Raw genomic sequence first — 14,315 nt, forward strand, 5'->3', positions numbered from 1 at the left:
AGGGGGTGGCAAAATGAGTGAATCAAACGGGATGTACGAAGGAACCGGCTTAGAAATTGCCGTTATCGGCATGGCAGGACGATTTCCTGGGGCGAAAAACGTGGGGGAGTTCTGGGAAAACTTGCGCGATGGCGTGGAATCGGTCACGTTTTTTACGGATGAAGAACTGAAAGAGGCAGGGATCGACCCCGAAGCGCTTCGGCATCCTCAGTATGTAAAGGCAAAGGCGATGCTGGAGGACGTGGAATCGTTCGATGCGCCGTTTTTTGACTACACGCCGCGGGAGGCGGAGCTTGTCGATCCGCAGTTTCGTCTGTTTCACGAATGTTCGTGGGAGGCGTTGGAGAATGCGGGGTACACTCCTGAATCCGAAGATAAATTAATCGGGGTTTACGCGGGAGCTTCCCCCAACACGTATTGGGTTGCAAGCCAGTTTATGGGCGCTTCCCATGCAAGCGATCATTTTCAAATTTTACAATTGAACAATCCATCGTTTACGACGAGAATTTCGTACAAATTGAATTTAAAAGGTCCCAGCGTGAGCGTGCAAACGGCCTGCTCCACCTCGCTTGTGTCCATCCATCTCGCTTGTCAGGGGCTGCTGGGCGGAGAATGCGATCTTGCTCTGGCCGGTGGCGTTTCGATCAATTTGCCGCGCAAAACCGGCTACCTGTATCAGGAAGGGATGATTCAATCGCCCGACGGTCATTGCCGGCCTTTTGATGAAGGGGCAAACGGGACCTTGTTCGGCGACGGCATCGGGATTGTCGTTCTCAAGCGGCTGACCGATGCCATTGCGGATGGCGACACCATACACGCGGTCATTAAGGGCTCGGCGATCAACAATGACGGCAGCCGGAAAGTCGGGTACACGGCACCGAGCACGAACGGCCAAATCGAGGTCATCCGCGCCGCCCATCAAATGGCAGAGGTGCACCCGGAGAGCATCGGCTATATCGAAGCGCACGGTACAGGGACGGCACTCGGCGATCCGATCGAAGTGGAGGCGCTCCAGCTTGCTTTTGCCACGGAGAAAACGGGCTTTTGCAAAATTGGATCGCTCAAGTCCAACATCGGCCATCTGGACGCTGCCGCCGGGGTCGCGGGCTTTATAAAAGCCGTGCTCGCGCTGCAGCATAAGCAGATCCCGCCAAGCCTTCACTTTCATCGCCCGAATCCGAAAATCGATTTTGCAAGCTCGCCCTTTGCCGTCAATACGGAGCTGACCCGTTGGGAAAGAGGGGGCGGTCCGCTTCGGGCTGGAGTCAGCTCATTCGGCATCGGGGGCACGAACGCCCACGTCGTATTGGAGGAAGCGCCGCCTATGACGGCGGGATCGGCCGGGCGGGACTTGAAGCTGCTTGTACTGTCGGCCGAGACGGAGGACGGATTGGAGCGCGCGACCCGCAATCTCGCCGACTTTCTGCGGACTCGTCCTGAGGTCGATCTGGCCGATGCGGCGTATACGCTGCAGACGGGGCGTAAGCGATTCCGGTTCCGGAGAACGCTTGTCTGCTCCGATGCCCGTGAAGCTCTTGCACGATTGACATCTCCTGCGGACGCTAAGGTGCATACAGGCGAGTCGGAACGCGATCAGGCCCGGGTTATCTTCCTGTTCCCTGGACAAGGTTCGCAATATGTGAATATGGGGCTGGATTTGTACCGGAAGGAGCCGCTGTTCCGCGCAGAATTGGACCGTTGCTGCGATATCATCGTCTCGTTGGGCAGTGTCGACCCTAGAGAGGTGCTGTATCAGGCGAACGGCAGCGCGGCAAGCCCGTCAGTAGCGGAGCGGATCAACCAGACAGAAGCGGCTCAGCCTGCTTTGTTCGCGTTCGAATATGCGCTCGCCAAGCTGCTGATGTCGTGGGGCATTCAGCCGCGCGCGATGATTGGGCACAGCATAGGGGAATATACAGCCGCATGCTTATCAGGCGTGCTCTCGTTGGCCGATGCGCTGGAGCTGGTCACGCTGCGCGGCAAGCTCATGCAGGAACTGCCGACCGGAGAGATGCTGAGCGTCTCGCTGTCCGAAGCAAGCCTGAGCGCGCTGCTTCCGGCGGAAGTATCGCTGGCGGCGGTCAACGGACCGGAGCTGTGCGTCGTATCGGGGCCGCATGCAGCGATCGCCTCCTTCGAAGCGAAGCTGACAGAGCGGCAGGTGGCGCACCGGAAGCTGCATACGTCGCATGCGTTCCACTCGGCGATGATGGAGCCGATATTGGCAATCTATGCGGACAAAGTCAAGCGGATTGCGCTGTCCGCCCCATCCATCCCGTACGTATCCAATGTGACGGGAACGTGGATGACGGCGGAGGATGCCGCCGATCCCGCTTACTGGACGCGGCATTTACGGGATACGGTGCGATTTGCCGCCGGAGCGGCGGAGCTGCTCAAGGAGAAGCAGGCGGTCTTTATTGAAGTAGGGCCCGGCAATGTGTTGAGCAGCTTTATCCGCAAGCAGCAGGCCATTACGCGAGAGCATGAGGTACATCATCTCGTCCGCCATCCGCAGGAGCAAGCCGCGGATGACGCTTATCTGCTGGAGAAGCTCGGCAAAATGTGGATAGCTGGCGTGCGGATCGATTGGGCGGGCTACTATACGGAAGAATGCCGTCGCCGGATTGCGTTGCCGACATATCCATTCGAACGCCGGCGATATTCCGTGGACGGCACGCCGCTGACATTGGGCGGCATGCGCCGGGAATCAGCTCTGCGGGAAGGCTCCCGCACGGAAGCGGGGGCGGCGGAGAACGATGGCGGCCAGCGGGATACGGGAACTGCCCGCATGGTGCCGGCGTCCGCTATCGAGCATACGATTGCGGACATTGTGCAGAGCCATTTTGGGTTTACGCAGCTCGGCATGAACGACAACTTTTTTGAAATCGGGGCCGGTTCGCTCGATATATCCCAATTGGCGGATAAGATGGCAGGGGCGCTGCGCAAGGACATTCCCGTGGTCACCCTGTATTCCTATCCGACTGTGCGTGCGCTGGCGGCGTTTCTGCGGGAAGAAGGGGCGGGAACGGCGACGGAGGCGACAGAGGAAAAGGACGAAGCGCGTCTGCGTGCCATTGAAGAGGGATTGGCACGGGCCGAGCAGATGAGAACGAGGGCAGGTCAAGAACGGGAGCAACGGGAACGTGTATCCGACGGGGAGAACGGACTGGAGATTGCCGTCGTCGGCATGGCCGCCAGATTCCCTGGTGCGGACAGCCTCGAGCAGTTCTGGCACAACTTGCGGGATGGCGTCGAGTCGATTTCGTTCTTCTCGGACGAGGAACTGCTGCAGGAAGGCGTTGATCCTCAACTCGTCTCCCATCCTTCTTATGTCAAAGCAAAAGGTGTTCTGAACAGGTTCGACCAGTTCGATGCTGCATTTTTCGGCTATTCGCCACGGGAAGCGCAGCTTATGGACCCGCAGTTGCGGCTGTTCCACGAATGCGCGTGGGAAGCGCTCGAATCCGCCGGGTACAATCCGGACGCCTATCCGGGGCTTATCGGTGTATATGCGGGCGCGACTCCCAATCTGGAGTGGGTCTCCCGCTTCGCCACCGAATTGGGCGGGACGGAACGATTCAGCGCCATGCTGCTTAACGACCGTGAATTTTTCAGCACGCAGCTGTCGTATAAGCTCAATCTACGCGGTCCGAGCATTTCCATGCAGACGGCTTGCTCTACCTCTTTGGTCAACATTGTATTGGCTTCGCAGGGGCTGCTGGCGGGCGCATGCGATATTGCATTGGCAGGCGGCGCCACCGTCAGCGTTCCCCACAAGAGCGGCTACCTGTACGAAGACGGCATGATTCAGTCGCCGGACGGACACTGCCGCGCATTCGACGAACAGGCGGCAGGGACTGTGTTCGGCGACGGCGTCGGCGTCGTCATCTTGAAGCGGCTGCGCGATGCCATCGCGGATGGTGACGTGGTACACGCCGTCATCAAGGGCTTCGGGCTGAACAATGACGGAACGCGCAAGGTGGGCTTCACCGCTCCGAGCACGAAGGGACAGGCCGAAGTCATCCGTGCGGCCCATCTGATGGCAGGAGTGGAGCCGGAGAGCATTACTTATGTCGAAGCGCACGGAACGGGCACCAACATGGGGGACCCGATCGAGATCGAAGCGTTGAAAGAGGCATTCCGCACCGAGGAAAGAGGATTTTGCCGCATCGGATCCGTCAAGTCCAACGTCGGGCATCTCAACAGCGCGTCCGGTGCAGCCGGCTTTATCAAGACGGTGCTCGCTTTGAAAGCGAAGCAAATCCCCCCGAGCCTGCATTTTGAAACGGAAAATCCAAATATTGATTTCGTCAACAGCCCTTTCGTCGTCAACACCGAACTGACACCTTGGGAGAGCGGCCGCTATCCGCTGCGCTCTGGGGTTAGCTCATTCGGCATCGGGGGCACCAATGCACACGTCATTCTGGAGGAGGCCCCTATCGCGGAAGCTTCTGGCGAGGGCCGAGGTGACAAATTGCTGCTGCTGTCCGCTAGAACGGACACAGCCTTGGCTCAGGCGAAAGAGCGCTTGGCCGCGTTTTTGTCGCAGCATCCGGATGTCAATCTGGCAGATGTCGCGTATACGCTGCAAGCGGGCAGGAAGGCCTTCGAATGGAGAACTGCATTCGTGTGCAGGGATGCGCAGGAAGCCGCCGCCATTCTGACATCGTCCGAGCCGGACAAGATAACCGTGGCCGAGACGGGAACGCAATCCCGTTCCGTCGTGTTCATGTTCCCGGGGCAAGGCTCCCAGTACGTCAACATGGGACGCGAGCTATATCGCGATGAGCCGGTGTTCCGGGACGAGCTTGACCGCTGCCTCGAACTTGTCCAACCGCATATGACGGTTGACTTGAAGGCGGTGCTGTTCCCGAACGAGCCGGACCAAGCCGTTCAGGAGGAGCTCCTGCTGCGGACGGATATAGCGCAGCCTGTGCTGTTTATGGTCGAATATGCGCTCGCCAAGCTGCTCATGCGCTGGGGCGTCCGCCCGGAAGCGATGATGGGGCACAGCATCGGCGAGTATGTCGCAGCCTGTCTGTCTGGCGTATTTCCGCTGGAAGAGGCGCTGCAGCTCGTCACGCTTCGCGGGCGGCTCATGCAAGCGCTGCCTGCCGGCTCTATGCTCAGCGTCGCGCTGCCCGAGTCGGAGCTTCGCTCTCTGCTGCCGGATCGGCTTGCGCTGGCTGCCGTCAATAGCTCGGCACTGTGCGTCGTCGCAGGCGAGTCCGAGGAGATTGACGTCTTTGCCCGTCTATTGGACGGCAAAGGCTATGCGAGCCGACGGCTGCATACGTCCCATGCGTTCCATTCGCACATGATGGATCCGATATTGGCGGCATTCGCGGACAAAGTGCGCTCGATTCGGCTGAATGAGCCGGCGATGCCTTTCATTTCCAATGTGACAGGAACGTGGATTACGCCGGAAGAGGCAACGGATGCGGAATACTGGGTCAGACATTTGCGGTCGACCGTGCGCTTTGCGGACGGGCTTGACGAGCTGTTGGGCAATCCGCGTGCCGTGTTCATCGAAGTCGGGCCGGGCAATGCGCTCAGCACGTTCGTGCGCAAGCATCTCGCAGCCTCGCGAGAGCGGGCAGTCGTTAATTTGCTTCGGCATCCGCAGGAAGCCGTCCCGGATTCGGCCCATCTGCTGCACACAATCGGGCGCCTCTGGCTGGCTGGCATCGACATGGATTGGCAGGGCTTCTATGCGCACGAGCGGCGCAGACGCATCGAGCTGCCCACTTATCCGATGGAGCGGCAGCGATATTGGCTGGACGAACAACATCAGCCGCTGGCGGCGGGACGTCCATCTGCGCCGCGTTCCGGCAAAAACCCGAACATGGCGGATTGGTTCTATTATCCTTCGTGGGAACGCTCGCTGCTGCAGGGGCGTCCGGACGAGCGGCAGCCGATCGGGCATAGCTGGCTACTATTCGCGGATGGCTGCGGTGTGGCGGACGGGCTGGCCGAACGTGTGCGCCTTGACGGGGATCGGGTCGCAACCGTGAAGGCGGGCACCGCATTCGCCACGCACGACGATGGAACGTTCACGCTTTCCCCCGGCTCGGCGAAGCATTACGCGCTGTTGCTGGAAGAGCTGCGGAAGCGAGACTTCACACCGGATCGCGTCGCACATCTGTGGAATATCTCTACTCCTAATGAGGAAGTCGGAACGGCCGGGATGTCGTCCGGATCGGAAACGGCTGAACAGCGCCAGCAAGCACTGGGGTATTACAGTTTGATATATCTGGCTCAAGCGCTGCGCAAGCAGAAGGAGGCCGCCGATGTCCGCATCGCCGTCGTGTCGACGGATATGCAGGAGGTAACTGGGCTGGAGCGGCTGTCTCCAGGCAAAATGACGCTGCTCGGTCCGTGCATGGTCATCCAACAGGAGTACAGCGGAATTACGTGCGTGAGCATCGACATCGATGTGCCGGAAGGAGCAAGCCATCAGCGGCGCATTGCCACTCAAATCATGGCAGAATTGTCGGTTCCGGCCTCGGATCGTCTCATCGCCTACCGCGGCCATTACCGCTGGGTGCAGAACTACAAGCCTATCGCCCTGCGCCAGGCAGAAACTCCGGCCGCACCATTCCGGGAGAAGGGTGTATACCTAATCACCGGAGGTCTCGGCGGAATCGGGATGCTGACGGCCGAATATTTGTCGCGGCATTTCCGGGCGCGGCTCATCCTCACCGGCCGTTCCGGCTTTCCGGCCCGGGACGAGTATGAGCATTGGATTGCCGAACACGGCGAGGAACATCCGGTCGTACGCAAAATCAGGCGCGTGCAGCAACTGGAAGGGCTAGGCGCCGAGGTGACATACATGCAGGCCGATCTGTCCGACGAAGAACAGATGGGCCGCGTCTTCAAGTTCATTGACACCGCATACGGTTGTTTGCACGGGGCCGTACAAGCGGCAGGGCTTCCTGGCGGCGACTCCTTCCGCGCGATAGAAAATATCGGCGGGGAGCAATCCGACGAGCAGTTCCGGGTCAAAGTCCAAGGCTTGCAGACATTGGCAAGGCTGCTTGCCGACAGAGAGGCGGATGTGTGCATCCTGTTCTCATCCATCGCCAGTGTGCTGGGGGGACTTGGCTTCAGCGCCTATTCGGCTGCGAACCTATTCATGGATGCTTTTGCACGCAGACAGAATCGGGAAGGCGGGACGAAGTGGCTGTGCGTCAATTGGGATGCATGGGAGTTCTGGGAGAAGCACCAGTCAACGATCGGGGAATCGCTCGTCGAACTGGCAATATTGCCTGCCGAAGCGCTGGAGCTGTTTCAATACGTCTTCAACCCGTGCGACAGCAACCAGATCATCGTGTCCACGGGAGGCCTCCAGGCGCGGATAGATCAATGGATTAGGCACGCAGGCAAGAAGAAGGAAGAGCCGGCTGGGGACGGCAGCTCATTCGTCAGGCCGAACCTGACCAACCCTTATGTCGCGCCGCGCAACCAAGTGGAGAAGGCAATTTCCGACGTTTGGAAACAATTTTTCCGCATCGATCAAGTGGGCATTCACGACAATTTCTTTGACTTGGGGGCGAGTTCGCTTGATATGATTCAAGTGACTGGCAAATTGAACGAAGCGTTGGACGAAAGCATCGCTGTCGTCGATATGTTCACCTATCCCACCATTCATGCGCTCGCTCAGCATCTTAACCGGAATGGGCAGGACGAGGCAGAGGAAGCAGAAATGGAGCATCAGTTGATCGACTCCGTGGCGAAAGGCAAGAAGCGGCAGCAGCAGCAAAAAGAAAAAAGACGCAAAGGAGAGGTCTTGCAATGAGCGTATCGAACGGAAGGGAATATACCGGATCGGAAATCGCCGTCATCGGCATGTCGGGAAGGTTCCCGGGCGCCAAAAACTTGCGGGAATATTGGGATAACCTCCGCACCGGCAAGGAGAGCATTTCCTTTTTCAGCGACGAGGAGCTGTTGGAAGCAGGCATCGATGCAGAAGTGGTGCGTCATCCGAACTATGTGAAAGCAAAAGGGATGCTGGATGACATCGAATACTTCGATCCCGAGTTTTTTGACTACACCCCGCGCGAAGCGGAGGTCATGGATCCGCAATTTCGACTTCTTCACGAATGCTCCTGGGAAGCACTCGAACAAGCGGGGTACGACCCAAAGACGTATAAAGGAGCCATCGGGCTATACACCGGCGCAGCCTTCAATTCCCACTGGTTCATGCGGGCGTTCAAGGGATTGGGGACGGCGGAGGAGTCCGCCACGCTGGAGACGGCCATGCTGAACCTGCGCGATTATATGGCAACGCTCGTGTCGTACAAACTGAACTTGAAGGGACCGAGCTTTACGGTTCAAACGGCTTGTTCAACGTCGCTCGTCGCCGTGCACCTGGCTTGCCAAGGATTGCTGAGCGGGGAGTGCAGCATGGCGCTTGCCGGAGGCGTATCGATCCAACTGCCGAAGAAAACGGGCTATTTCTATCAAGAGGGCATGATTAACTCGCCTGACGGACATTGCCGCGCCTTCGACGAACAGGCGGCCGGCACCGTCTTCGGAGACGGGGCGGGCATCGTCGTCTTGAAACCGCTCGAGGATGCGCTCGCGGATGGAGACCACATATACGCCGTCATCAAAGGCTCGGCGATTAATAATGACGGCAACCGGAAAGTAGGCTATACCGCACCGAGCACGTCGGGACAAGTTTCCGTCATCCGTGCCGCCCATCACGTATCGGAAGTGGAGCCGGAAAGCATCAGCTACATCGAAGCGCACGGCACGGGGACGACGCTGGGTGATCCAATCGAGATTGAAGCGCTGAAAACCGCATTTCAAACGGAGAAGAAGCGATATTGCGGCATCGGAACGGCTAAATCCAACATCGGGCATTTGAATAACGCCGCCGGGGTAGCCGGATTCATCAAGACCGTGCTGGCGCTTGCCCATAAACAATTGCCGCCGACGCTTCATTTCGAACGTCCGAATCCGAAGATCGATTTCGAGAACAGCCCGTTCTATGTCAACGACCAATTGAGCGACTGGAAAAACGACCATTATCCGCTGCGGGCTGGCGTAAGCTCATTCGGCATCGGCGGCACGAATGCACACGTCGTCTTGGAGGAGGCGCCGCCAGCCGCCGCTTCCTCCCCGGGCAGAACGGCGCAGTTGATCGCCTTGTCCGCCAAGACGGAAGCTTCGCTCCACCGATTGACCGAGCGGATGGCCCGGCATTTGCAGGAGCATCCGGATGTGTCCTTGGCCGATATGGCGTATACGCTGCAAGTGGGGCGCGCGTCGTTCCTGCATCGCCGCACGTTTGTCTGCGGCAGCGCAGAGGAAGCTGCCGGACAGCTGGCGCAGCCCGATTCCGCCGATGTTCAGAGCGGGATTGCCGTTGCCGATGACAAGCCGGTCGTATTCATGTTCTCCGGCCAAGGCTCGCAATACGTCGGGATGGGAAGGGAGCTATATGAGCGGGAACCGGTCTTTCGCGATGAAGCGAACCGCTGCTTCGAACAGATGCCGGGCGAGATCGGTCAGGAGGTGAAGCGGATTCTATATCCGCCTGCCGAAGAGCCGGAAGCTGCCGGCACTCTCATCAACCGGACAGACATCGCGCAGCCGGTCATATTTACGGTCGAGTACGCGCTTGCCAAGCTGATGATGAAATGGGGACTGGACCCGCAGGCAATGATCGGGCACAGCATTGGCGAATATGTCGCCGCGTGTATAGCCGGCGTCTTCTCGTTGGAAGATGCCATCCGGCTGGTCACGCTCCGCGGCCAATTGATGCAGAGCCTGCCTGGCGGTGACATGCTGAGTGTCCCGCTAACAGAAGAGGATCTGCTGCCTCTGCTGTCCGGCGACCTGTCGCTGGCCGCGGTAAACGCGCCTGCCATGGCCGTCGTGTCGGGCCCGCACGATGCGGTTGAGGCACTGGCTGCCTCGCTGGAGGAGAGAGGACTCAACTGCCGGCGTCTTCATACGTCCCACGCGTTCCATTCTGCGATGATGGAGCCGATGCTGGAGGAATATGAGCGGGAGGTGGGCAAGCTTATGCTGAATCCGCCGCACACACCGATTATTTCAAATGTGACAGGGACGTGGATTCGAGACGAGGAAGCGGTAAGCCCAGCTTACTGGGCGCGGCATCTGCGCAGCACGGTACGGTTCGCGGACGGATTAACGACGCTGTTCACCGAGTTGGATGCTGCATTTGTCGAGATTGGCGGAGGCAATGCGCTGACCGCATTTGGAAGATGGCATACGGAGGCAAAAGGGGAGCGCGTCTTCGTGAACCTAATGCGGCATCCGCAGCAAAGCATGTCGGACGTGACGCATCTGCTCCAGCAAGTCGGACGGTTGTGGAATGCCGGCGTGAATTTCGACTGGACCCGCTTCTACGGGGAAGAGAAAAGGAATCGCATTCCTTTGCCAACGTATTCGTTTGATCGCAGACGCTTCTGGATCGATGAAGAGGGAATCCGCATCGTTCACTCAGCTTCACCGACGGAGAGCGCCGGGCAATCCGACAGCACGGAGCGGCATGCGCGACAGGAGATGTCGAGCGGGTTTACCGCTCCGCGGAATCCGCTGGAAGAGACGTTGGCAGCCATTTGGCGGAATCTGTTCGGCATCGAGGAAATCGGGATTCACGATGATTTCTTTGAATTGGGCGGCCATTCTTTGAAGGCGACCAGCCTCATCACCAAGATACATAAGGAGCTCGACGTGGAGCTGGTATTGTCGGATATTTTCAGCATGCCGACGATTAACGCGCTTGCTCAGCATATTGGACAAATGGAGAAAAACGAATATTTGGAAATCGCGGCGGCGGAACGGAAACCGAACTACCAGCTCTCATCGGCTCAGAAGCGAACATTCCTTATCCATCAGCAAATCGGCCAGGTGACCACTTACAACATGCCGATGGCCTTGTTGGTGCACGGAAAAGCTGACGCGGACCGGTTTGAGGACACTTTTATCAAATTGATTCACCGTCATGAAAATATGCGCACCTCGTTCCACATGGTGGATGGAGAGCCGGTGCAGCAGATCCACGAAAGCTTCAAGTTTGCCGTCGAGCGCCTCGAAGCAGACGAGGAGGACATGAAGAAGATAGTGAGACGGTTCATTAAGCCTTTCGATTTGGGCCAAGCCCCGCTTATCCGCGCCGCCTTCGTCAAGCTCGCGCCGGAAAAGCATGTGCTGCTCATGGATATGCATAATATCGTGTCGGACGGCGCGTCGATGAACGTGTTCATCAAGGAGTTCAGCGACCTGTATGCAGGCAAAGATCTGCCGTCATTGCGGATTCAGTATAAAGATTATGCGGAATGGCAGCACCGTCTGCTGGGCGGGGATGTTATTCGGAAGCAAGAGGAATATTGGATGAGTCAGTTCGGGCAAAACATTCCGGTGCTGAATATGCCAACCGACTTCGAACGGCCCGAATTCCAATCGTTCGTCGGCAGAGCGCACAAGCTCAACCTGTCCAAGGAAACGGCAGATCGGATGAACGCCTTGGCCAAATCGCAAAATGTCACGATTAACGTGCTGCTGTTTCATCTGTACACGATTGTGCTGCACAAATATACCGGCCAACACGATGTGACGGTCGGGTCGCTGGTCGCAGGCAGGCGTCATGCCGACGTGGAACATCTGATCGGCATGTTCACCAACTTCCTGCCGATCCGGGTCAGCTTCGAGGAGCGTCGCACCATTCTCGATCAGCTGCGCACTCTGAACGACACGATGATGAACGCCTATGAAAATCAAGATTTCCCGTTTGACCGGATGGTGGAGAAGCTGTCCGCGAAATTGCCGCGCGGCCGCAATCCGCTGTTCGACACAATGATGATTTTCCACAACGAGTTTGACGGAGATACGGTGCTGAACGCTGAAGGGCTCACGTTTGAGAACTATGACATTACGAAAGGGATCTCCAAGCTCGACTTCAAGCTCGATATCGGCTACGCGGATAACGGCGGGTTGCTCTGCGTAATGCAATATAACACTGCCTTGTTCGTCGAAGAGACGATAGCGGGGCTGATGCGGCATTTTACCGAGCTGATTGACTTGGTGCTGGCCAACCCAGAGCAGGAGCTGGGGGAATTGAACTTGTTCACCGAAGCAGAACAGCGCGAACTGGCCGCGAAGAGACGCAATCTCGCACCGGAACGTACCATTACCGTGACGGCCGCCTCTACCTTTACGGCGGAGCCGATTCGCCCCTATGTCAACTGGTGGGGGGAGCAATTCGGAACGCGCATTGACATCCGTTTTGCGCCGTATCACCAAGTGTTTCAGGAGCTCTTGAACCCGGGCAGCTCCCTCTCGTCCAATGGCGACGCCGGACTGTTGCTCGTCCGCTTCGAGGATTGGCTGCGGGATGACCGTTCGCCGGAGCCCGAACAGATTAAGAAGCTGGAACGCGCGCTCGCCGACCTAGTGGAGGCGATCTCCGCAGGGTGGAGCACAAGGCCGCTGTTCGCGGGAGTATTTCCCGTGTCGGTATCACTTACGGCCTCTCCGGTAATGGCGAGTTATTTGGAGGAGCTGACGAACCGATGGAAGCGCGAGTTGGAACGGCTGGAGCATGTCCATGTCATCGATTTCAGAGAGGTTGGCGCGATGTTTGATATCGAGCAAACGTATGATGCCGCCGCCGATCGAGCTGCGCATATGCCGTTCACGCCAGAATATTACGCGGCAATCGGGACATTCACGGCACGCAACCTGTTGGCTTGGCAAGGACATCCGTTCAAGGTCATTGCGGTGGATTGCGACAATACGCTGTGGCATGGAGTGTGCGCTGAAGATGGAGCGGAAGGGTTAACGGTCGGGGAGCCTTTTCGTGAGCTGCAGCGGTATCTGCTGACTAAGAAGCAGGAAGGCATGCTGCTTGTGCTCGTCAGCAAGAACAATGAAACGGATGTGTGGGACGTATTCGATAAACATCCTGACATGCTGCTGAAAAAGGAACATCTCGCCGGCTGGCGCATTAATTGGAATGCAAAATCCGAAAATTTGAAGGAACTGGCGGAGGAACTCCGGTTAGGATTGGACAGCTTTATTCTAATCGACGACAGTTCGTTAGAATGTTCCGAGGTTCAGTCGAAATGTCCGGACGTGCTCACGCTGCAGCTCCCCGACGAACGGCAAATGCCGGCATTCCTGCAGCATGTCTGGGCGTTGGACCGCATCCGGGTGACGGAAGACGATAAGCAGAGAACCGAGATGTACGCGACGGAACGCAAGCGCGGCGAAGTTCGCGCATCGGCCGCATCGCTGCAGGCGTTCCTCGATGAATTGAACTTGATGATGAGCATGAGCGAGGCGAGTGCCGAGCAACTGCCGCGCATTGCCCAGCTTATGCAGCGAACCAACCAATTTGTGCTGAACGCCAACCGCAGCACGGAGAGCGACTTAGCAGTCGTTCTTGATAATCCTGATACGACGTGCTGGGTGATTGAAGCCGCGGATAGATTCGGCCGCTACGGTCTGGTCGGGGCGGTCATTACGAGATGCGAGGACAGCAACGTGCATCTGGACGCCTTCCTCCTGAGCTGCCGGATTCTCGGAAGAGGAATAGAAGCTGCCGTGCTGAGTTCCTTGAAGCCATACTGCCGTGAACGGCAGGCCGATTATATCGAAGCTGCCTGCACGCTTACCGGGAAGAACGAACCGATGCTGGCCTTTTTGAAAACAGGAAAGTGGGTCGTGACGGAGGAGACGGAGCGGGTCGTGCGTTTCCGGCATGCAGTGGAAGATTTACCCGACACCATCGGCCATATCCAATGTTTCCACAACGCTCCCCTTCCCGGCAACGAAGAGCCGCAGCGCGCTGGGAATGAAGGAAATCGTACGGAAGACCTCGTCTCTGCAGCAGAGCGAAGCTTAGAACGGCCAACCTGGGAGGTAGCTGTTAACGGCCGGGAAAGTCAGCTGCACAGGCATCAACTGATCCCGCTGCAATATTATAGCGCCGCCCGGCTGCTTCAACTTCCGGTGCAGGAAGCGGAGGAGGGGGAGGCGCAAAGAGCCGCATACCGTGCGCCGACCAATGAGGTGGAAGCGGCAATGGTGCAAATTTGGGAGCGGGTGCTAGGAATCGGCAACATCGGAATTGACGATGACTTCTTCCGTTTGGGCGGCAGTTCCCTTCATTCCGTCCGTGTCGAGATTGAAATGGAGAAGCAAGGTCTCTTCACGGATGGGCAGCTATTATTCAAATATCGAACGATACATCAATTGTGTCCGTTCATTCGTGTCTCCGTTATGGATTAATTCGGAGCGCACCATATTCAAGGCATCTGCTGATAAAGGAATCCTTT

At 57.8% G+C, this 14,315-nt stretch carries 1 protein-coding gene and 1 pseudogene; both read left to right on the top strand.

Going from position 1 to position 14,315, the window contains the following annotated elements:
• Window positions 1–31: 31 nt before the first annotated feature.
• Window positions 32–7,798, top strand: a pseudogene (locus M3650_RS00840) (type I polyketide synthase); the annotation flags it as partial.
• Window positions 7,795–14,268, top strand: coding sequence for a type I polyketide synthase (locus M3650_RS00845; RefSeq protein WP_251571615.1), 6,474 nt, complete (start codon window positions 7,795–7,797; stop codon window positions 14,266–14,268). The pseudogene M3650_RS00840 and the gene M3650_RS00845, both read left to right, overlap by 4 nt.
• The last annotated feature ends 47 nt before the right edge of the window (window positions 14,269–14,315 follow it).

Source organism: Paenibacillus sp. MER TA 81-3, from assembly GCF_023713585.1.
GTDB lineage: Bacteria > Bacillota > Bacilli > Paenibacillales > Paenibacillaceae > Paenibacillus_B > Paenibacillus_B profundus.

Bases quoted from the DNA above. Each gene is read 5' to 3' on its own strand.
- M3650_RS00845 (WP_251571615.1), top strand. From the start codon at position 7,795: ATGAGCGTATCGAACGGAAGGGAATATACCGGATCGGAAATCGCCGTC.